Annotated in this window: 17 protein-coding genes; 14 read left to right on the forward strand and 3 right to left on the reverse strand. The window is 36.2% G+C overall.

Annotation, left to right across the window (positions count from 1 at the left end; genetic code table 11):
* Positions 1 to 5: 5 nt before the first annotated feature.
* The 3 genes from ACE01N_RS16890 to ACE01N_RS16900 all read right to left on the reverse strand — a co-directional run bounded on the left by ACE01N_RS16890 (position 6) and on the right by ACE01N_RS16900 (position 4,208).
* Positions 6 to 2,885 carry a hypothetical protein gene (locus tag ACE01N_RS16890; protein WP_380591591.1) on the reverse strand — a complete coding sequence of 960 codons (2,880 nt, stop codon included), beginning with the start codon at positions 2,883 to 2,885 and terminating at the stop codon, positions 6 to 8.
* Entirely contained in the window at positions 2,886 to 3,446 is a 561-nt protein-coding gene (locus tag ACE01N_RS16895; protein WP_380591593.1) for a hypothetical protein, read from the reverse strand.
* 63 nt (positions 3,447 to 3,509) lie between these two features.
* Complete coding sequence (locus tag ACE01N_RS16900; protein WP_375727453.1) at positions 3,510 to 4,208, reverse strand: hypothetical protein; 699 nt, start codon at positions 4,206 to 4,208, stop codon at positions 3,510 to 3,512.
* A gap of 835 nt (positions 4,209 to 5,043) precedes the next feature.
* Between ACE01N_RS16900 and ACE01N_RS16905 the strand changes: the two genes are divergently transcribed.
* The 14 genes from ACE01N_RS16905 (at position 5,044) to ACE01N_RS16970 (ending at position 23,917) form a co-directional block, all read left to right on the forward strand.
* Complete coding sequence (locus ACE01N_RS16905) at positions 5,044 to 6,210, forward strand: 6-bladed beta-propeller (protein WP_380591596.1); 1,167 nt, start codon at positions 5,044 to 5,046, stop codon at positions 6,208 to 6,210.
* A gap of 59 nt (positions 6,211 to 6,269) precedes the next feature.
* A complete protein-coding gene (locus ACE01N_RS16910; RefSeq protein ID WP_380591598.1) occupies positions 6,270 to 7,391 on the forward strand; it encodes a 6-bladed beta-propeller in 1,122 nt (373 codons plus the stop codon).
* A gap of 20 nt (positions 7,392 to 7,411) precedes the next feature.
* Positions 7,412 to 8,518 carry a 6-bladed beta-propeller gene (locus ACE01N_RS16915; protein WP_380591600.1) on the forward strand — a complete coding sequence of 369 codons (1,107 nt, stop codon included), beginning with the start codon at positions 7,412 to 7,414 and terminating at the stop codon, positions 8,516 to 8,518.
* 25 nt (positions 8,519 to 8,543) lie between these two features.
* On the forward strand, positions 8,544 to 9,758 hold the full coding sequence (locus tag ACE01N_RS16920) for a 6-bladed beta-propeller (RefSeq protein WP_380591602.1): 1,215 nt from the start codon (positions 8,544 to 8,546) through the stop codon (positions 9,756 to 9,758).
* A gap of 741 nt (positions 9,759 to 10,499) precedes the next feature.
* Positions 10,500 to 11,642 carry a 6-bladed beta-propeller gene (locus ACE01N_RS16925; protein ID WP_380591604.1) on the forward strand — a complete coding sequence of 381 codons (1,143 nt, stop codon included), beginning with the start codon at positions 10,500 to 10,502 and terminating at the stop codon, positions 11,640 to 11,642.
* Between the two features lie 111 nt (positions 11,643 to 11,753).
* Positions 11,754 to 12,959, forward strand: a complete 1,206-nt coding sequence (locus ACE01N_RS16930; protein WP_380591606.1) for a 6-bladed beta-propeller — start codon at positions 11,754 to 11,756, stop codon at positions 12,957 to 12,959.
* A gap of 80 nt (positions 12,960 to 13,039) precedes the next feature.
* On the forward strand, positions 13,040 to 13,231 hold the full coding sequence (locus ACE01N_RS16935) for a hypothetical protein (protein ID WP_380591608.1): 192 nt from the start codon (positions 13,040 to 13,042) through the stop codon (positions 13,229 to 13,231).
* A gap of 86 nt (positions 13,232 to 13,317) precedes the next feature.
* Positions 13,318 to 14,466, forward strand: a complete 1,149-nt coding sequence (locus ACE01N_RS16940) for a 6-bladed beta-propeller (protein WP_380591610.1) — start codon at positions 13,318 to 13,320, stop codon at positions 14,464 to 14,466.
* Positions 14,453 to 15,610 (forward strand): 6-bladed beta-propeller, encoded by a 1,158-nt coding sequence (locus ACE01N_RS16945; protein WP_380591612.1) that lies wholly within the window; start codon positions 14,453 to 14,455, stop codon positions 15,608 to 15,610. Before ACE01N_RS16940 ends, ACE01N_RS16945 begins: the two co-directional genes overlap by 14 nt.
* Before the next feature lie 36 nt (positions 15,611 to 15,646).
* Positions 15,647 to 16,774, forward strand: coding sequence for a 6-bladed beta-propeller (locus ACE01N_RS16950; RefSeq protein ID WP_380591614.1), 1,128 nt, complete (start codon positions 15,647 to 15,649; stop codon positions 16,772 to 16,774).
* Positions 16,775 to 16,806: 32 nt separating this feature from the next.
* A complete protein-coding gene (locus tag ACE01N_RS16955) occupies positions 16,807 to 18,003 on the forward strand; it encodes a 6-bladed beta-propeller (protein ID WP_380591616.1) in 1,197 nt (398 codons plus the stop codon).
* A gap of 34 nt (positions 18,004 to 18,037) precedes the next feature.
* On the forward strand, positions 18,038 to 21,307 hold the full coding sequence (locus tag ACE01N_RS16960; RefSeq protein ID WP_380591618.1) for an efflux RND transporter permease subunit: 3,270 nt from the start codon (positions 18,038 to 18,040) through the stop codon (positions 21,305 to 21,307).
* Between the two features lie 29 nt (positions 21,308 to 21,336).
* The gene (locus tag ACE01N_RS16965; RefSeq protein ID WP_380591620.1) at positions 21,337 to 22,401 is read left to right on the forward strand and encodes an efflux RND transporter periplasmic adaptor subunit; all 1,065 of its coding nucleotides are present in this window, start codon (positions 21,337 to 21,339) and stop codon (positions 22,399 to 22,401) included.
* A gap of 25 nt (positions 22,402 to 22,426) precedes the next feature.
* Positions 22,427 to 23,917: a TolC family protein gene (locus ACE01N_RS16970; protein ID WP_380591622.1), complete on the forward strand. Its 1,491-nt coding sequence runs from the start codon at positions 22,427 to 22,429 to the stop codon at positions 23,915 to 23,917.
* Positions 23,918 to 23,955 lie beyond the last annotated feature (38 nt).

The raw sequence follows: 23,955 nt of genomic DNA on the forward strand, positions 1-23,955 counted from the left end.
GGTTCTTAAAATTTCTTTATGTTCATTCTGCGTTCCTGTTCTGATATTAAGAAATTTACAAATACAGACTTGTTTTTATCGTTAATTTCCACCGGAATATCATTTTCCTGTACTGAGAATCCGGATCCAAAAACAGCACCATTGACGGCTACGGTATAATTTCCGCCCGGCACTTCTATTTTGAAAAATCCATTCTGATCCGTCAGTGTGGAATATTCATTTCCAAAAGCATCTTTTGCAACAACTCTCACATTGGACATTTCTACATCTTTTTCAGAGAACCGGGTATATTTTGCTTTTTGAATTTGCAAGGTACCCATAATTTTTCCTCCTGAAGAGAAAGGTAAATATACAACTTCGTCTTTAAAAAGCTCAATTGAATTTATGCTGTTGTTGTAAAACCCATCCCCCTGGGTGAGTTTTTCCACCAGCAGTGTGTAATTTCCCCTGGTTATATTTTCAAGAAATCCTTCACCATCATCACCTGTAAGAACCTTATATCCATCCATTGAATTGAATAAGCCTTCATCTTCTGCCGGAATGAGCGATACCAATACGTTTGACAGACTTTTTTCGTTTTTATCCTTAATGCCATTACCGTTTTCATCATAAAAGGCGATGCACTTTACATCGAAGAAACGCTTCCCCGAAACCGGAATTCCAAGTTCCTTACGCACACCAAATCCCAGCTCCAGATTTGTAGATGAAGTCCTGTTGTAAGTATCAGGTTGATTGATAAACTGCTGTTGTCTGCTGAAATAGGATATATTACTGTAAAAGCTGAACCGGAATCCGGTCTTTGAATACCAGAATAATTCAGGCCTGGAATTAAAAATATGTTGCTTTCGGATCAACCTGTAATTATAGTTGCCGCTGAACCGGGCCAGCAACCTGTTTTTTGCCATCCATAAATCGTAATATCCATTCAGGAAGATCGTTTGTGGATTTTCCCTGGACTGAGCATATTCACTGAATTCGTAATAATAAAACGGACCGTAATGATATCTGAGGTTAACCAGAAAGTTGCTCCTGTACCTGTAAGAGGTCTTTAAACGGGCACTGAAAAAGGATCCGAAACCTGCTAACTCAGGAAACTGATTGACATCCGTATTTACCGAGGCAGATATGCGTGAATTATCTTCAAATCTGCGGTAATACGAAAGTCCTACTCCCTCGTTAACCATTTGCAGACTGTTATAAAAGCGCTCGCGCGCGTAGAATGAACCGGTAAATGTATTCATGCGTTCCGAAGCAGACAATTTGTATTCTGCCTGATTTGTCCTTGACCTCAAACCCTGCTGAACGAGATTTCCAAATACATCGTATATGTCAGGTCTTGAGGAGAAATGACTGACCAGCAACCGGGATTGCAAACCGTTGCTATGGTAATAACCGGTTATCCCCGACAGTTGTGTAATACCCGGCGATGGTTCATATGTTGGTGTTCCGTAGCGCCCGGTAGCAGAAAAAGTTACGCGGTTAAACCTGCCGCCGTAACTTAACCGGGCTCCGTAACCGTTTTTGGTAAAATTTCCCGGATTCTTATACAGATAGGTCCTCATGTTGTAGCCCAGCATCAGGCGCACCATGTGGTTCTTATTTATTCTCCACGAAGATTCAGGAATAACCGTAACATTTCTTTGGTTGTTATAATTGTTTTCTTCGTAAAATGAATAAACAGCTGAATTAAGATTACGGGGTGAGTAATTATATTTATAATACAGGCTTCCACCCCATCTTTCAATGTCAAACATATTCGGACTGGCAACAATACCTCCACCTACTTCATGGCCTCCTGATCTGTATCCGCCCCGGACACCCTTACCCGAAACAGATGCTCCTTCATGGTTCAGAACAAGGTTACCCAGTTCGCCATAATATTTCGGAGCGTTGTAACCAACAAAAAAGTAATCACCCAGAAAGGCATCAGCATTCAGGACGTTTGTATTAAAATTGGTCTGGTAGAAATAATTTAATTCATTTACCTCATTTATGGTTTTATTTCCATAAGCCTGAAAACTCAAATAAGTGGATTGCTCCAGAATATTATAGGCATCAAGTTGCACTACCAAAGGCAAACTGACAGATCCGTACCGGTTTTCCTGGTAATAATCAGAAACCTTATTGAGAGTAATATTTTCCTTATCCACAGCATACAAATGATCATCACCCTCATTATTCGCCTCTGCCCTGACGTTATAAATTTCGCGGTTAGGCTTTTTAATCAGTGTGTTATATGTATTCTCTCCCTCGAATGTCCTGTTGATGGCCGCATGAAAATTCAATACCGTATCTTTTCCACTTTCCAGACTAAAATTCTCGGGTTTAAAAATTCTGTAATTATCATCGTATAATACAAGTTTATCTCTGAAAGCATCCAGGTTAAAGGTCAGGTTTTCTGTCGCATTACCCTGATTTATCACAGAAAAGCTTATATCTGCTGTATCCTTCCCCTGCAAAAAATAAATCTGATTTGATTCCGGTTGAATATGCCAGTTGCTCATTCTTTCGACGGTTAAAATCCAGTTGTCGTTGCTAACCAGAAAACCATCACTGAATAATTCAGCTCCCAGAACAGCATAATCACCTCCCTGTATGTTTTTATCCGGAATCATGTACACCGGAACATATATACTATCATGAGGCGCAAGTATAAACGTCCGGCTCTGTATCCCCAATAGTTTCCACTTTTGAGGAACCTTAAAATTCAATAGAAAAGGATATGTATTATTTGTATTATTCAGGATCTTTATTCTGTTCCGTGCTATTTCGGAAACAGATTCAGATGAATTTTTTTCCAGAAACTGCATTACGATTCCCTGTTGGGCATACAATGCCTGAAAACCTACTATCCAGAGTAATATATACAGTAAATATTTTTTCATTTACAGGTCTTCACTTATTGTAAAAACAATTTCCAGCCGGTACAGGCCGGGCCTTAAATAATTAACAGGATCTATACCGGGCGTTATTCTGAAATCAACGAAAAACTCATAACATGAAGGTGTGGTCAGATAATTTCCTGCAACATTTGTTCCGGAATTGGGACATGGGACATCAATATCCGTTACCGATGAACCGATTAAATACTGATCGTTATCTGTAACCGAAAAAAAATCAGAGATTAAAGGTGTTGATGATGCATTCCTGACACGTAATTCAAGCATATCCAGTGATGGAACGGTACCGTTCGATCCATAAGATTCCACCACAGACCAGTCTGCAGTGGTTGACTTTACACTCAGATCCCATCTTCTGTCGGTGGACACGTTCAGTTTTAATGAATTAAACCGGGTAATTCCGGACTTGTAGTCAGCAATAGAGGAAAAAATAAAATCAACTTCAGGTGAAGTTTTTAATTCAAAGGACACCTGAGCTGCTAAAGGCACAAGCCAATATGTACAGTTTAAAACAACAAGTAATATTAATCTGATACATTTCGACATAATCCTAAAAAAGGTTGTCAATTGGTGTTTGACAACCTTTTCAATGCTAAAGTAGTATTTTTTTTATAAATCTTCAACCAAAGAATACACCACTTCGATGTAATAGTAACCTGCCTGTGCATAATCCACAGCGTTACCTAAAGCAATATCATCGAGTGCTACAGTTGAATTAGGAAATGTTGCAGGAACATTTGGTTTCAACCTGTAAGAAATTCTGAATTTATGTGTGGTTGGATTTCCATCTGCAGTACCGGGAGCACCATTTTCGTCCACTCCTGCGAGCGTGTTGTCACCACCCATTAAAAACTGTGTATTGGCATCAGGAGTAGCATCATCCATACCGGAGTTGGTTAAACCTTTTAAAGATACAAGGTTGTTATCCAGACCAACACCACCTGTAATTGCCGAGTTATCGTAAGAAGAATTAATCTCAAGAATCTCAGCAGGTAAAACAGCTGCACCATTGGTTGAATAAGCTTCAACCTGTGTCCAGGTGTCAGATGCTGCATACACATACATGTCCCATGCAACGGTTGCATCAACCTCAAGCTGGGTCGCATTATACTTAACAATACCTTGCTTATACTCTGCTATGCTGCTAAAACTAAAATCAACCTGTGGATTAGTTGTCATAGTCAGGTTTAGGATTCCCTGCAAATCCATGGTAATATAAGCATACTCTTCGTCAGACAATTGAGCATATCCCGAAAACACACCCAAGCCTGCAACAAACATTACTAAAGTTAATAATCTTTTTTTCATCTCATGAATTTTATAGTTATTCTGACGCAAATTTACATTTATTTTACATTTAGAACAAATTAAATTATTATTTTTTTAACCATAAAAACACCTTACATTTGAAGTATTTCTCTAATAATTAGCTAAATATTTCATTTAATGATCTTTACGACAATAAACCCAGATATTACCAGAGGTTAATTTAAAATAATTCTTAAAAGAAAAACTCAACTAAAGTTAAAAAACCTAACATTCAAACGCGCATAAAACTTATACCTGTAACAGAAAAACAGCTTTACGAATGCACTCCTCTTCTAATTAAGACTATTTAAAAATATCAGAATTTGAATGTGTTATAAGACACAGACTATTGCTTTGTTTCAAACATATAACTACTTTTATTTCAGAAGAAAAACCTGACTTCACTTTAAGGATTAATGTTACGCGGTTTAATTGAGGCTATAAGCACAGTCTTCGGTATGTTATTTCTATTCGGCGGGGACTGACCTGGCGAAGCTGTGAGAAGTATTACGACAGTTGTCATTACAGGGTGACGTTATCTCATACAGACCTGCCTATTAATTACTTATGATCACATTCTCATATAGGACTAATATGTATATAATGAAGTACATTCCGGCTCTTTTACACATCTCTTTGATTCTTTTTCAACTTTCGGGTTGCAAACACTGAATCCTTCAAAGCTGGATTCAATTAATACCCTTATTCATTTAATATATCCTGACCTTGTTTCTATCACACCTGACAGTAATCCGTTAATCTTAAGGTTTGAAACAAAAAACGCTTCTGAATGAATTAGTTTAACACGAAATATATAACGTAAAATATAATGTTTATGAGAACGCAAGGTGTAATTTTAAGTTCTGTTCTGGTTCTTCTTTTATCATTTGTGTCATGTAATTCAAAGGAATCCACCGGCGTTTTACATGTAGATATCAGAAGTGCAATTGATGCTAAACCTGAAAACATCGGGTTATCTGCCATTGCTGACAAAATTCAGTATATTCCTTTAGAAACCAATAAAGCTTGTTTTTTAACCGGTATAACAAAAATAAGCAGCTATAAGGATTATTATTTTATTACGGACTATAAACGACTTTACCAGTTTAATAAAAACGGGCGTTTTATCCGTACAATTGGTGTTCGCGGAAAGGGCCCAGGAGAAATTGGTAATAATATCAGGTTTGCCATTGACAAGGAAAATAAAGAGATCTATGTTTTGACATACAAAACCTTAATGAACGTATATGATCTTGATTCTGGCAATTACAAGCGATCTTTCAGAATAAACAGGGATTTCACCCGTTTTGATGTGTTTAAACCTGGCCAGATTGTTATTTACACAATCAACTCACCCGAAATATTTCTTCATTACACTGTTTATGAATGTTTTCTTTATGATTCAAAAGGGAATTGTCTGGATTCCATTGCAGAATTTTCCAGAAGAATGAATAAAAACATAAATTTTATTAGCTACACGAATTCGTACTTCAATGACATGGGAATCTTTTACAAAGACCTCCTTAGTGATACATTATACCACATGAGCAAAGAATTTAAGAAAGAACCGTACATTATATATGAAACGGATAATGATATACCCTACGGAAGTTTGTTTATGCCTCCTGAAAAAGCGGGCAATCAATTCCGGGATAATATTATGATTCACTACACAGTTGAGTACAACAACTACCTTTTTGTTACCACCGAAAGAGGTGTCGGGAAAGGACCTGACAGACAATTCTTTCAAATGCTTTATGACAAACAAAGTGGAAAACTTACTAATGTAAGTGAATTATCAGATGATATTGAAGGAGGCCCCGGGCTCTGGCCGAAATTTGTTGTAGACGGTTATTTAATGGCATCTAAAGAAGCTTATGAAATAATAGACTATTACAATAACTCAAAAAACAAGGATGATTTCTCTCCTGACTTTCAGAACCTGGCGAAAAAATTATCTGCAAATGATAATCCGGTTCTAATGATCCTGTCAGATAAATAATAGTGGATCAAACATGAACCCAAAAAGATTTAACGGTACAATGCATTAACTACCTTACCATGAACAAAACACCAATTCTCCTCGCGTTAGCAGTCTTATTATTAATTGGCTGCAATCCCAAATCGAAACGATCCAAGCCTGATGTTCCTGTTACACATATTAGTGTGCTTAAAAATGATATCATAAACCAACCGGTATCATACTTTATTGAAGTAGATTCTATTGTAGCTTTAGAGACTAACGATTATTCAAAAATCGGCGAAATATACAAAGTTGATGTTACTGATGATCGGATATATGTTATGGATAATTCTGTTGCCAGGGCCATGTTTTGTTTCGACAGGAAAGGAAATTTTATTAATGCATTTCATAGTTTAGGGAACGGACCGGATGAATATAGCCGTCTTGAGTATTTCGATGTTTATAATGATACGGTCTATATTACTGCAGATCCCTACAAACTCTTTCAATTGGACAAAGACCTGAATCTTATTGAAAACATTAGTATATCATGGCCCGAAGGCGAATTTATTGGATACCGAATTCATGCTTTAAATAATGATACTATTCTGTTTACAGCATTTGAAAATCCATTCAACTTCTACTTTTATGATCTGAGCAGAAAAAAATTCATTTCAACCCTATCAAAATCATCAGGTTCCTTTACCTGGGTTGGCGTTAGCCGGATTACCTTAGACAATGTCACCCATTATACATACAGCAAAGAGTTTTATGATACGATCTATCTCCTCACCCCTGAAAAGATGACTCCTCATGTTATTGTCGATTTTGAAGACCCTGTCCCTCCTGAAATATGCAGGCAAAAAGAAGTTCTGCATCCATTTAATAGAAGAATAAGACCAGAGGAGATGAGAGATATCAGACGTTATTATGAAACAGATAGTTATATTTATTTTTCTTTTGTCTATCAACAAAGATTTCATTATTTGTTTTTCAATAAAAGCAATTCAAAAGCAAAAATTCTTAGAAATGACATGACGAATGATGTCTTTGGTAGTCGGTATTTTCCATTAACAAAAGGCACATATAAAAATAGTATCATCACACCCGTAGACGCATCTGATCTGATTGAAAACAGGGATAAAATTACAACCAGGGTACCGGGAAACCTGAATTATAATTCCAATCCTGTACTGGTGTTTTTCCATCCCAAATTTTAATTTTAGCCCATTATTATTTCATGAAAAACCTATTTGTTTCTTTAAGCATAATCCTGTTCATCTTCGCCTGCAAAAACAAGACAGAACAAAATAAAAAGCCCTTTTCCTTATTAAATACACCTGTAGAAAAATTTGCTGACTCTGTAATCATTGATTTCAGTGCTGCGGATACAATACTATTGGAAACCAATAAGCAATCCGTTTTTAACTACGAAAGTGCCCAATTTAAGTTTACATCAGAATACATTTTTATTTTCGATAATAATCCATTGTTTTCTACGCAATTAATTAAAGTCTTTAACTGGCAGGGGAAATATATCGGATCAATCGGGAATATTGGTCAGGGTCCCGGTGAATTCACTTCTGCACTTAATTTTATGGTAGACGATGCAAAACAAGAGGTATATATAAATACGGGGCATAAACTTATTGTATATAATTATAAAGGCGATTATTTAAGAACAATCAAATACCCTTCCTATATCGGACTGTATTCTTATGAACTTCCCGGAGGTGGATTTATTAGTTTTTCACCTCATCCGGTTAATAATCAGCTGCTGAACAAATTTGATTTTAACGGAAAGCATACAGACAGCTTATTCAGCATTCCACAAAACTATTATCCCTACGCAAGTCCTATATGCTCCAAAAACAGCAACAGACTTTATGTTATTCCACTTTGGTACGACGAAATTTATTCGATAAATGACAAGAACCAGATAACCAGGGAATTTGATTTTAATATTGAAGATGAATTCTTAATCAGACACATCAGTTTAAATGAGGATAATATGCTTTCGGCTTTTCTCTCATCTGATTATTATGGCCCCTTTCAAAAACTACATGTTAGTGATGACAGCATTTTTTTAACCGAAATACGTAAAAACAGAGATACCTATCAGGTATTTGGTGATTTATCAACCCGAAAAATAAGGGTGCGGGAACTTACCTTCGAAACCAATTTTAATACTATCGTTGGCACATATAATAATAAATCTATTAGCTATACCAGTCTTGCTCAATTTAAAGATGTTGATGGTAATTATATGTATAAACCAGATCCGAATCATAACGGCTGCCTGCTTCTTTTTACCATAAAAAAAAGCTTTTTGAATAAAACAGAATAACTATTAAACCCATAAAAACAAGCTTATGAACAAGCCACTTAACTTACTTTGGTTTTTACTAACTTCCATGGTATTAAACACCGGATGCCAATCAACTGCCGAGAAGAAAAATCCAGAAGTTACTGTTATTGAATTAGGTGATTACCTCGCTGCAAATTCTAAAATTAAACTAAGCGGTTTTATTGATTCCATTGCATATATTCCATTGGAAACAAATGAAAATTGCCTGATGGGCAGCTTCATAAGCTTCGGAATAAAAGGTTCTCACATTATAATAAGTGATGAATCAACGTCTTCCATCTATATTTTTATGCAAAACGGTAAATTTTTGTCAAGGATCGGACATCAGGGTAAGGGACCGGGAGAATATGTTTCAGTTTCTGATTTTTATCTGAGCGATGACAGTATCGTTCATATCTATTCATCGCGCAACAAAGCGATCCTAAGATACGACCTGACGGGAACATATCTTAATAACGATATCCCTGTAACACAGACTGCAAATCAGATTTGCAACCTTGGGGATGACAAAATTGTTGGCATTGCGGATTATACCGGATTCAACAGCAACCAGGTAAATTACGATGCATTTGTTTCAGACGAAAATGGCAAAATACTGAAAAGATTTCTTCCCTGCCCTGATTCACTGAATGTCGGATATTTAACCCTGCCTCTCCATAACATCAGTAGCCGGGATAACCTGGTCCGCTTTATTCTTCCATATTCCAATACCATTTATGAAATTGACCAAAACCTTAATCTCAGGCCTGCTTACAGCATTGATTATGGACGGTATAATATTGATGAGGCATTCCATACATTTCTGTCTCAACCTCAGATAGAAATGGAAGAATTTATGACCTTTTTCAATCAAAAGAAATACTGTAACCTCGTCGGTTATGTAGAAAATGATATTTACTTAGTACTGCTGACCCTGCAAAATCAAACTGCCAATACCACTGTTTACAGCAAGCCCGATCGACAGATAATGTCCGGTTCCTTTAGTCTGGAAACTGCGAACAACGGATTTTTTGAAAATGACATTGACGGGTTGCCGATTGTGGGCATCTATGCTATGGATACTAATTATTTATACTCAGTCATTGATCCCCTAACCGTGCTAAAGCACAAAGAGAATCAGGGAAGCGAAGCCTTACCTTCTTCAAATATTGACAAAATTTTGTCCAGCATCTCCCCCAATAGTAATCCGTTAATTGTAAGATTAAAACTAAAAAAATAGTTGAATATAATTTTTCAACTAAAACTTTCGTTATATTTGAACTAAGTTTTTAGTTGAAAAGAATTAAACCTCAGTGCCTGACCAGATACATTTTCAATGCATGATAATGTAACTGAGCTGGCGAAGCCGTAAAAACCACATAATATATTTTGACATTACTAGTAATCCTGCGGTTATTAAATTTAAAATAAATGAAGGCCTTTGAAAGCTATAAAGAGTATGTTCCTAATAAAGGTCCTTATACTTCATGGGATATTAAAGTATTTTTATGCCTGATACAAAAGTAAAGAACGTACATTGTGAATGGTTCATAAAACGGCTTGATCCTTATAAGCTGAAAGAACATATAGCATCTTGAGCTTTTAAAAATGCAGCCCCCCAATACCCTGAAAAGAAAACGGAGCTGGATGAGCTAGCCAACAGCCCTACCGTAAACGATAATCCAGTGTTGATGCTGGTGAAACTGAAATAAAGATCAGTCAAAAAGGAATAGCCATCCTTATCACTTTTCTGCATACGTCAACAATATATGTGCTTAATGTTTAGTTTTAATATCGTATCGATATCATTGAGCAATAAGTATATACAATTATATCCTGACAGAAATATTACCAGCCGTCCTGCATTAGTTAAGTTTATAATGCAGCCAGGAAAAGCTGTTATTACAAAGTCCACCGGCTCCTCAGATAAAATGTATTCTTACATATATGTATATTTTCAAACCAATAAAATAACACTAACATGAAAACTTCACAGATTGCAACATCCATTTTTATTCTTTTCATCCTGGTATTTACGCAGTGTAAAAAAAGCGGATCACATGCCATGCTTGAAACCGTTAACGGGCACAATGTCATACACTGTGACATCAGTAAAGTGAAAGACAGCATTGACCTTCCCCTTTCTGATCTCGTCAAAGACTGTGAACTGGTGCAACTTGAGACAAACGATCAGTCCATTTTTAAAGGAACACATGCCGTAGGCATTTCGCCGAACTATATCGCTATAAAAAGTAATGACTATCCGGCCATTACCGTGAAACTGTTCAGCCGCGATGGTAAATTTATCCGAAACATTGGTGCCATAGGAAAAGGCCCCGGGGAATACCAGTCGCTGTACGGAATACAACTGGATGAAGCTTCCAACAGGATATATTTGACGCCATTTGCCAATGCCCGTTATATACAGGTTTTTGATCTTGAAGGCAACGCTTTGCCGGAGATCCCACTGGCATATCAACAAACCAAATGCAGGGTTTATGTTAAGGATAACGTGGTAACCGTGTTATCCATGCCTTTCAACGACCAAATCCCTCCGGCTTATCAGCAGACAACGGGAGGAAAGGTTATTCAGGAACTTCCTCGCATGCAACAGCTCATATTAAGGCCGGATTTCAGTAGTGAAATTTCATCCGACTATAATGCAGATGCCTTTGACATGTATGTTATGGGCTGGGGTAAGAAAACTCCAGATACCCTTTACCACTACGAAACGGATAAAAACGAGCTTGTACCTGAATTTGTAGTGACCAACGGAGATACGCGCATTGGTTCATGGTCCCGCGAACTCAAAAGTCACTATTATGCCTTTTTATTCGACAAGCCTTACCAGGGCAAAAAGGTTATTGTAGATAAAGGAAACCTAAGCGCCAACTTTTTCCGGATCATCAATGATTATTATGGTGGTTTTGAAGTTAATAAGTTTTTTATGAGTAATAATGGCATGTTTATCAGCGCTATTCCATCCATAGACCTGATGAAGACGATTGATGATATCCTTAAGAAAAATGAAGTGGATAAAAAAACTTACGACAGGTTGGCTCAGGTGCGTAAGTCGCTGAATGAAAATGATAACGAAATCCTTTTTATAGGAGAAATGAAGTAATCCGGATTTGGATTTGGATTTATTCTCTTCTAAATTCAGGTCCATATCTTTATATTATTGTTTAAAACTTTACTGAAACTTTAGTATTCCGGTCACAACAAATTTATTATCGTGAGGTCTTTATACCTGGTCAGCATATTCATGGCATTTGTTATGTGTAAACCTGAAACAACAGTTGACCGGGATACTAAAGTTTTAAATATTCCTATTTATGAGGCTCTTAAGAATACAACTAATGAGCCAGTAAAGTTATCATCATTTGCTACCGGGTTTGAATATGTAAAACTTGAAACCTCAAAAGAGTGCATGTTAGGAAACGGCAGATGGGCTATTTCTTTTAAAATAACCCCCAGATACATTTATTCAGGAGGGAAAAAATTTCTGAGAAAAGATGGTACTTATGTTTGCAACATGGGTATTAAAGGTAAAGGTCCGGGAGAATTTACCGGAGCATTTGGTGTTGATATCGATACGCTCAACTACACTTATTTTGTACTATCAAATTCACATCAGCTTATGGTGTACTCAGATAGTAATAAATTCATCAGATCATTTAAAATAAATAATGATGTCCTGAATAACATGCTATATATCTATGATAGTTGTATGGCCCTGATCCGGGATGTGGCAGCCGTGTCTGATCCTTATACGAGCCTCCAGATTATTAATATCAACAACGGTGAAGTAATAAATTTCGGCAATGAAACCTTTACAATTAAACAAAGATCGGTTAAGTCTGAAGAAAAATATTATTTAGGTATCGGAGGAGTATGTACATGGGAGTATGAAGGCAATAATTTTTATTTTGATCCGGTTTCCGACACAATCTATACCATTTCATCGGAGGGTAGAAATCCTGTTGCTTTTTTGAACAGGGGGCAATACCGCCCGGAATATGAAATGATGCTCAACAATAAAGATTTTGGATTAAACAGGGCAAGATATATGGAAATAAAGACGATAAAACAGATTGGATCAGATTTATATATAAGCTTTACGATGGGAACAGGTAAAAATATGAAAGGATTTATCTCCATGTATAATTTAAAGTCCCAAAGATTAAATACAATAAAACTACCGGACAGACTTTTTGAAAATGATATTAATGTGTTACCGGTTTATAATTTAACGAAAATTGCAGGAGAAAAGCAATATTACTTCTATTTAAACAGTGATTATATCGTTACAGAACTGTTGCCAAAGTTAAAATCAATGGATTCTTCAAAACTTAGTGAAGAAAATAAAAAATTACTATTTGCTATTAAAGATCACAAAATTGAGGATAATCCTGTTATCACATTTTTAAGGCTGAAATAATACACCAAACCGTTTGTTGCAGGCAGAATTATATGGTACATTTTTAAATTAAAGATGGGAAAAACATAAATTCTTTACTTATGAGGAAAATTTTATACCTATCTGTTTTAGTACTGTTTGCATGTCATACTGATCGCAACGCTACAAACCATACCACTTTAAAGTTCTATAACGAATCTACTGATGGTGGATATTACCCTATGCATTTTACTTGTTCTGAGATCTCTGGCATTGATCCCTGCACAGGACTTTTGGGCATAATTTCAGATTAACTGTAATCCTTTATATTGGCAATTATAATAGTATAGAATATAAATAGGGCAAGTCGAAAGACTCGTTCTATTTTAAATACATGATTATGAAAATAATTTATTCAATCGTAATTTTTTGTCCTTTGTTATTATTAAGTGGGTGTAATAAAGAATACAGCCCAAATGTTATTGAAATTAATCTGGGGGTTAAACCTGAAAAAGAGAACGTTTACAAGTATTCTGATTTTTTTGATAGTATAAGTTTCTATAAGATTCCGGTTGAAGAAGTTCTACTTGGAGATATGATTAAAAAGATAGTAAAATCAGATGAATTAACCTTTGTATTAGATCATCGTATCGCTAAGGCCGTTGTTTGCATTGACAAAGATGGAAAAATAAGGTATGTTATTAATAAAATAGGTAAAGGTCCTGGTGAGTTTGTTAAAATTTGGAATATTTCAGTTTGTAATGGAATTTTATATGTTTATGATAAAACACAAAAGAAAATTATACAATTTAATGCTCTCAGTGGAAAATTTATTAGAGAGGAAAAAATCCCTTTTATGTTTAGAGATTTTGTAGTTACAGATAACTATACATATTATTTAACTTACCCAAATAAAAAAGTATCTCATTGGTTGTACATTGTTAATAATAAAACATCACAAATTAAAAAAGAACTTTCTTACAAAGAATTCCCCAACTTTAACATCCCTGAAAGGATAAGTCCTTTTTTTAAACTGGAGGACAATGAAGTAATACTATGCCATTCTTATATTGAAACTATATTTAAAATTAGTGATGATGTTGTAATGCCATATATAAAGCTAAATACTGGTTCAAAATCATTATTTAATCACATAAATGAATTAGAGAAAGCTAACAAAAAAGGGCGAATAGAGATAGAACAAAAATGTATATCAAGTTTTGGCGATTATTATGAAAATAATGACTTCATCTGGTTTAACTTTCGAAAAGCAAATACTGTTGCAATTCTCATTCATGTATTAATTAATAAAAATAACGGTGAGGTAAAAGTTATGAATAACTTTAAAAATGATATTACTAATAAATACAGTCAACTATTTAAAGCAAGTGGAAATAACGCAGTTTCCATCCTGGATATTGGAACTCTTTTTCGAATTAAAGAAATGGAGAAAGATGAATTCCGAATCATTAACGATAATAAAGAAATATTTAAGAATTTAGATATAAATGACAATCCATTAATTATAGAATATCATGCGAAAGAATAAGGTTCTGTTGCTGATTTATTCACAATTTTTAGTGCTGTTTGCATGTCATAATGATCCCAACGCTACAAATCATACCACTTTACAGTTCTATGACGACCCTGTTGATGGTGGAATGGTAAGTGAAACAATAAGTAAGTTCATTCCAATTCCTCTCGAAACAAAACCCGGATGCTTAATTGGTGAAATTGAGAAAATTGTAATGGATGATAGTCTGATTTATATTCAGGACAGAAAAAGTAATTCACTGTTTGTTTTTAATCTCAAAGGAAAATTCATTTTTAAGATATCATCCGTTGGTAATGGTCCGGGGGAATATATTTATTTAAGAGATTTCTATATTGATAATGATTCCAGGAATATTTTTATTCTGGGAGCTCACAATAAAATTCTAAAATATAATCTTAGTGGCAAATTGCTAAACGAAACCAGACTGAAATTTATGCCATTAAAATTTGTAGCTGTATCTCCTCAAACATATTATTTCTGGAATAACAATAACAGTCCTGGTCAAGCTCCTGTGGTTCGAACAAATTCAAAATTTGAGATAAAAGAAAGTTTTTTTACCGAGATTGAAAGAGCCATAGGTTCGAATACAATATTTACCCTTAGTGATAAGGACATTAACCTTCGCCCTTTTCCACAGAAAGAGAATGATATGGTTTATGGACTAACCGAATCAAACCTATATAAAAAATATTCGATCGATTTTAGTTCTAAAAAATTACCATACAATTTAGAGGGAAATATAACTGAACTTAGAAAGTCAAATATTGATTATTGCTATTTTTTTAGAGATTTTATAGAAGGTGACGAATGGATTACATTTCATTTAACCTATAACAAGAGAGAATACTCCGCACTCTACAATAAACAGAATAATGAATCTTGTTGGTGGATTTCCAAACATCCCGGAACGTTACCGGAGATCATGCTAAGTTCTGTAATTTCCCGGAATGGCAGATCATTTATTGGCTATTTAGAACCAATGTATTTGAGAAAGTTTCTGAGTAATTACAAAACGAATGACCTTATTTACAACTATAACCATCTTGAAAATTCGTTGCATAATTTCTATGACATTATAACAAACTCAAAAGTGTCAGATAATCCTATTGTATTTTGTTTTGAACTATCACCAAATTAATAAGGAACACCGGATATAAACTACAGCCTGCATCGTATGAGAAAAAAACGGAACGCCCAACTATTTCTAATCCTGGTATTATTATCATGTATTGCGTGTAAAAATGTGAACCAGGATTCTTTAGAAGACCTGAATATTTATGCCATGTTACAACAGAAGGAAGAAGTTGTTAGTCTGGACAATTATTTTGACCGGATTGAACTCATACCCTTAGAGACCCGTAGCGATATACTGGTTTCGGGAATTCTTTGGTTTGAGGCAGATTCCCGTTTTTTTTACCTGTCCGATAATTTCAACAACCTTTTCATTTTTGATGCTGATTCAGGCCGGTTTCACGCTAAAATATCAATGCACGGTAAAGGCCCGGGTGAATTTATTGAAATATCCGACTTCTCAGTATCCAGCGATGGTAAAACGGTTGCTATTGGGGATATGTCTCAACATAAAATCCTGCTGTTTACAACTGAGGGTAATTTTATTAAAGAATTTAAAACAGAAAATAACGCCATGTCGCTATCCTTTATCGATGACTCCAATCTGATTTTTTATTCTCCTTCACAACTAAGCAGATCGAAAACGCCCACTTTATCTTTTGCAAATATAAATTCCGGTAAAATTTATAAAATAAGGGAGTTTTCGTCTGTCTCCGTATTAAAATCACCTTACATCATGCCTTGCAATTTTAATAAACTCAATGATCACCTGCTTGTTAAGATTCCATTTATAGATACCATATATGCTGTTGATCATATGAATATTTATCCGAAATATAACCTTACATTTTCGAATAAAGATATTCCGACAACGGTTTTTGAGAGCACAGAAGAATACCGAAATAAAGCGTCCGTTTACATTGCCTGGGGCGGCTTTTGGGAATCTTCAGATTTATTTCTATTCACGGTTTCTCATGAAAATAAACTTAAAAGAGGGATTATAAATAAAACGACCGGTAGAGCAAGATTAGTTAAATCTGCCAAATCACAAAGACCGGGTTTCACAAATCAGTTACTGGACGAAAGACTTATCTGGCCGGATTACCAGTGTAACAATGTTTTCTATTCGTACATTGATGATCTTTCTCTGTTAAGTGAGCATACAAGGATGAAATTCAAAGACAAAACAATTAATGACAATCCAATTATTATCAAAATGATAAAAAATTAACTATATTTCTGTCAACTAATTATCTGACTAACATGAAAAAAATTTACGCTAATCTCTTATTCCTCTTTATACTTGTTTTTATGCTGACCTGCTGTAAAAGCAACAGAGCAAAAACACAGGAAGCGCCCCCGGAACAAACATTAAGTCCGAATTATACGAAAATAAAACCTAAACTCAGTACATACAATAACACCTTAGACCTAGACAGCATCATTAACCACATCACATACATACCTCTCGAAACAAACAAAAACTGTCTGATCGGCCATATTCATAAAATACATTCCGATTCAACCGATATTATTATCCATGATAAACGCAACAATAAAGTACTCCGTTTTAACACTGAAGGCAAATTCCTGAACCAGATAGGCCATTTAGGCCAGGGGCCGGATGAATTTAATGAAGCGTTTAATACCGTTATTGATGCCAGGAAAAATGTGGTCTCCATTATGGATCTCAAAGGACGCAAATACGTGTTTTATGCCTATGACGGAAAATATTTAGGCATGCAAAAAATGGAGGTCATTTGTCTACAACATGAATATTATAATAATGGTATGCTACTGGATATTGACCGGTGTTACAACCCTTCGTATCCGGAGCTTAAAAACTGCTGTCTCATTCTTAAAGAAGGAGATAACATTAAAAAATTAGTTTCATTTGAATTACAAAATAATTCGTATGCTGGCTTTCCTGTTATTCAGAAATTTGGATCAAAGTTCTACTATAATATTCCTTTTCAAAATAAAATACTGGAAATAAATAATTCAAAACCTGAGTTAATCTATGAACTCGACCTGGAAGAATTTGGCTGGACCAGTGAAGATCTTACAACTTTTACAAATAAGGACATTTATGAGAAGATAAGAAGTAATGGGTTTTTTAACGGACAGTTTGTAATTTCGGATAACATATTATACTTTAACATGTCATACAAAAACTTACTGTATCATTACTTTTATTCAAAAACAACAGGGAAAAATATATCTGGTACAGCATACATTAATTCAAAAAACAAATTTAAGGAATATACTTTTGGCTTTCCAAAATTCTTATCTCCTGATAATCATAAGTTTATATCTTATTTTGAGCCAGGAAACTTCATTTATAGAAAAAACAGAATTGATACGTCTAAAAATATATCTAGCAAGGAAGTTAAACTGATGAAATCAATAAAAGCTGAAGACAACCCGGTTTTGCTGGTATATGACCTGAAAGAATTTTAAAATTACAGATACTTTACACTATTGATAAAAGCCTTTGAATAAAAAACATAACATATCCTCTTTCAGTACCATTACAATGTTTGTCTTGGTTCTTATCGTAGGGCTGGCTCTTATTCCCCTGCTCCACCTTAATCTTGAACCGACAGGCGCATTACCATCGGTTACCATTAGTTACCGTATGCCCGGCACTACAGGCGAAATTATTGATGCAGAGGTAACCACGCCAATGGAAGGTATGCTCTCGACAGTAAGTGGAGTTAAAAATATGACATCAAGAACGGGAAACGGCTATGGATCCATATATCTGCAAATGAATAAGAAAAGTGACATGGATGCCGTAAGGTTTGAAATATCCATGCTGATCCGACAGATATACCCTACTCTTCCTGCTGAATGCTCTCTTCCAACCGTATCCATAAACAAGCCCGATCAGGAAAACAAGGTTGAAACCCTCATAGCCTGGCATGTTTCAGGTCCCGGGAGTAAAAACGATATTGCCTCTGTTCTGAATAAAGAAATCGTTCCTGAGCTTGCGGCTATCAGCGGAATTCACCAGGTAAACTGCTACGGTGGTGAACAGGAGCAGCTGGAACTGATCTACGACCCTGAAAATTTAAACCGTTATGGATTTACCACTGCTGATATCCAGACAGCCATACGCAACCATTACAAATTAAGACAACATGTTGGATTTGCCACGTCAGAGGAGGAAAAGAAGATACCTGTAATTTTAAGCAGCCAATCGCACACTGACTTCAGCCTTAAGGGAATAAAACTAAAAAACGACAACTTTGAAGTCCCGCTGAAAGATCTCGTACAACTGAACCATAGCACGAAAGATCCGGGTACCTATTTCAGAATAAACGGCATGGACGCTGTATATCTTTCTGTTACAGCGCAAAAAGGTATAAACACACTTGAACTGGGAAAACGGGTAAAGGAAAAACTGGCCGGTTTACAAAACGGTCTCCCCGACTACAGCTTTTCCACTTATTACGATGCCACGGTTTACCTGAAGGAGGAACTGAATAATATTTTCATCCGTATTGCGCTGTCGGTATTTCTTTTGTTATTGTTTATACTTATTGTCAGTCGAAGCTGGCGCTACCTTTTTATCTGTTTTACAGGTATTATCTCGTCCCTCATCATCGCATTTATCTTTTATGTGCTGTTGGGAGTTGAAATTCATCTGTATTCCCTGGCAGGTATAACCCTTTCCCTTGGCATCATCATCGATAACATTATCATCATGACGGATCATATCAGATACCGTGGAAATCTGAAAGTATTCCTTGCCATCCTCGCCTCAACGCTCACCACAATAGGATCACTCCTTGTCATCTTCTTTCTGGACGAACATCAGTTGCTTCGGCTAAAGGATTTCGCCTGGGTGATTATTATCAATCTTGCTGTATCGCTTGTTGTGGCACTATTTCTTATTCCTGCACTCATGGAAAAAATACCCCTGAAAAAGAATCATTCTGTAACCACTATAAAACGAAAAAGAAGAATTATCAGGATAAACCGGCTTTACGAACGATTGATTATCTACAGCTATAAAAAAAGAGCATTGTTCATTATCCTTGCCATCCTGGCTTTTGGAATACCCGTACAGAAGCTCCCCACAATACTTAACGGTAACGATTTCTGGACAACTGCATACAACAAAACACTGGGAAGCAATCTGTTCAATGCACACATTAAACCCTATGCTGAAGTTATCCTTGGTGGCGTTTACAGGCCATTCAGCCAACAAACCAAAAATTCGGGCTCGGGAACCACTTTAAGAACAATGCTAAGAGTCAGAGGCAGCATGCCATACGGGGCAACGTTAAAACAAATGAATGCAGTTTTCAAACGGGTTGAAAACTACCTGTTGCAATATGACGAAATAGACCGCTTTGAATCACGAATCAACAGCCCGCAGAACGGCAGCATTAACATATGGTTTAAAAAAGAACATGAACTAAGCAACTTTCCGTTTATGCTGAAAGATGCCGTACAGACCTACTGTATCGATATTGGCGGCATCGACTGGAGTATCTCCGGCGTAGGAAGGGGATTTGACAACTCACTTAACGAAGGATATCGCAATTCCAGGCTGGTATTGTACGGTTATAACCTGGAAATGCTCAAACGCTTTGCCTATAAATTACAGGATTCTTTAAATACCATACAACGTGTTGAAAAAATCTATGTGAACGGCAGAGCTACCACCAGCGACAAGATTATGTATGAGCAAAAACTTGATTTTGATGAAAATGAACTCCTGGGCAGCGGTATTAATAAAAGCAGCATTCTGAATAAACTACAGGATGCTTCAACAGAGCAGATTTCAGTGACACAATTTCTCATGCCTTCCGGTGAACCCTATGATATCCTGTTGAAAAAAAGCGGATTTACCTATAACGACCGGTGGAGACTTAACAATATACCTATCTCTGTAACAGATGAAAAAAGCATCAAGCTCAACCAGCTCAGCCACACATCAAAACAGAGAACCAGTGATTTGATTAATAAAGAAAATATGGAATATAAGCTTGTGGTAGAGTTTGATTTCATAGGATCGTACGGACAGAAGCAATACCTGGTTGGCGGTCTTGCAAAGCGCTTTAACCAGGATCTGCCGGTAGGCTTCAGAATTGAAAACCAGAGGTATTTTGGAAGTTACTGGGGCACAGAAAAAGAAACCGGAAAACGGTTTTACCTGATCATCCTCATCATGGCCATCATATATGTGATTTGTGCCGTCCTACTGGAGAGTCTGTTACAACCCATAGCCGTTGTACTGATGATCCCGTTGACTTTTATCGGTGTTTTCCTGGTATTCTGGCTCTTTAAACTGCCGTTCAGCGACGGAGGATACGCCTCCCTCCTGTTATTAAGTGGATTAACAGTAAATTCCAGCCTTTACATTTTGAATGATTTTAATAACTTAAAGAAGGATAAGCCCCAGCTCGCGGATATTCCCGGTTACTATAATCGTCCGCCGATGAACTATCAACAATACAAATCAAAAAAATGGTTTATACGGCTGCTGATAGGTGGAAAACAAAAAGGAGTAAAAAGAGGTACTGTGAGATTTTATATCATGGCCTTTAACCACAAGATTATTCCCATTATCCTGACTATCTTCTCTACAGTACTGGGATTTGTTCCATTCTTACTGGGAGGCAAGCAGGATCCATTTTGGTTCAGCCTGGCAGCCGGTACCATGGGAGGCCTTGTGTTTTCTATATTTGCTTTGTATATTTATCTACCATTATTCATAAAAATGAACCGAAAAAAATTCACAACCAATTAATTCACTGATAATCTTTAATATAGTTTGAAATGAAAAAAAACGCAGTAATCTGTTCTCTTGTCATCACAGCACTACTAATTGCAGGTGCATGTAAGAACAAAACAGAGGACCAATCCGCTAAAAAAAATACCTTTACCGAAGAAGCTGTTCTTGTTAGAACCGTACCTGTTACCCGGGGACTTTTTTACAGGGAACTCTATAACAACGGTACATTGTCTGCCTATAAAAAAGCAACGCTTACCTTCAGACAAAACGGAATGATTAATGCGGTTTATACCGAAAACGGAGCACGGGTCAGCAGTGATGATGTTCTGGTTAAAATTGACGATTTTGACCAGAGGCAAGCCTTACTCAAAGCAGAAATATCCCTTGAAAATTCCAGGATAAGTCTGACTGATGCCTTAATAAGTGCAGGCTATTCTATAAACGATTCCGCACGGGTTCCTGAAAATACTATGAAGTCGTGTCTTATCAAATCAGGTTATAATACTGCCATATCCAATCTTGAAATTGCCAGAAGAAATCTTAGTGAGACAACAATCAGGGCTCCGTTCGATGGCATTGTTGCCAACTGCGACCTCATGGAAAACAACAGCACAACCGGCTATAAAGAAGCCTGTACAATTATCAATGATGACTTTATGGATGTAGAATTCAACATTCTGGAAACTGAATACAGCATATTACATAAAGGTCTTCCGGTGGATATTATTCCATATGCCATGAAAACAGATACCTTTCCCGGTAAAATAATTGCCATTAACCCAACCATCTCTGATAATGGAATGATCACGGTAAAAACAAGAATTAAAAACAGGAACAACCGCTTAATAGATGGGATGAATGTACAGGCTGTAATAAAAATAGCCTTAAACGACAGAATCATGGTACCCAGTGAAGCCATTGTATTGCGGCAGGAGAAAAAAGTTGTATTCACCGTTAAAAACGATACAGCTATCTGGAACTATGTTGAAGTTGGCAATGAGAACAGCCGGTTTTCAGAAATCATAAGTGGCTTAAAACCGGGAGACGATGCGATAGTATCGGGACAGTTAAACCTGGCTCACCTGGCAAAGGTTTCTGTCTCAAACTAAAGACCCTGTTGCTAAAACTTATATTATGAATAAACTATTCTTCATTCTGATCCTGTCCTGTTTCATCATTTTCCCGTATAAGGTACAATCCCAGGAAAAAGTGCTTACGCTTGATGAATGTATTGCCATTGCGCTTGAAAATTCGTTTGAAGCGTTTAAAACAGATAACCTGTTCAAAAGTGAATACTATGTTTACATGGAATACCTGAATCTTTTCAGGCCTACCCTTTCGTTAAATATTACACCCTTGTATTATAACAGATCATTGCAACAGGTGTATGATTCAGAAGTGGAACAACTGGTTTATGTTGATCTCCACAACCTTTCCAGTCAGGCAGGACTATCTGTAAACCAAAAAATTAAACTTACCGGAGGCACCTTGAGTGCTTCGTCAAATATTAACCGTTATCAGAAATTCGGATCCATAAACGACCTCGATTTCATTACCGTACCGTTCAATATAAACTACAGCCAGAATATTTTTGCTGTCAATGAATTTAAATGGAAATCAAGGTTACAACCTGTAGAATTTGAAATTGCAAAACATGAATATGCAGAACAAAGGGAGGCAATTGCCCTGCAGACTATAAACCTGTATTTTGCATTTCTCTCGGCACAAAGTAACCTGACCATCTCCGGAAACTACTACGAAAAAGCTGAGGCTTTATATGAGATGGGGAAAAAGAGGTACGAAATCAATACCATATCACTGGACGAACTTTATCAACTGGATTTAAGGCGATTAAAGGCAAAAAATAATCTTGAACGACAAAAAAATGCCTTCAGTTCTGTTTCAAGGGAACTCACTTCATTTCTTGAAATCAGCGGTAATACAAAACTAATATGTACCATACCTGATAATATCCCGATTGATTTTATACCGGTAGAAACAGTTGTTGAGCTGGTTAAAATAAATAATCCAGCCATTTTAGCGCTACAACATGAATCGGCTCAGGCCAGATATAATCTGGAGCGCGCTAAATCAAACCGCTTCTCTTCAACCCTGAACCTTGGTGTGGGACTGAATAACAATGCAAATACATTTTCTGAGTCTTACCGGAATCCCACACAAACGGAGAATGCCAGAGTAAGCATCAGCATTCCTATCATGGACTGGGGTAATGTAAAACGCGATATCATTCTGGCAGAGGATAAAATTGATGAAACGGAATGGCATATCAAAAAACAGAAGGATTATATCATCAATAATGTCATTGATCAGGCCAATGAATTTAACATTCAGAAATTACAGGTTATGAATGCATATAAAGCCGATACACTTGCCCAGACAACCTATGACATGGTTGAAAAACGATTTATAAACGGAACATTAAATGTACTGAATCTGAATGATGCTCAGAATGAAAAGGAAAACACAAAAAACGAATATCTGAATGCATTAAGAAACTACTGGACCAGCTATTACAGACTAAGACAGTATTGTTTGTTCGATTTTGAACAAAAGGAAGACATACTGGATCAGGTGGAAAATAAATTAAATGACATTATGAAATAAGCGCATACCTGATGTGTATGAACATTTCAAACCGATAA

Source organism: Quyinboa ferrireducens, assembly GCF_042436675.1.
Lineage (GTDB): Bacteria > Bacteroidota > Bacteroidia > Bacteroidales > UBA5342 > JBHJHP01.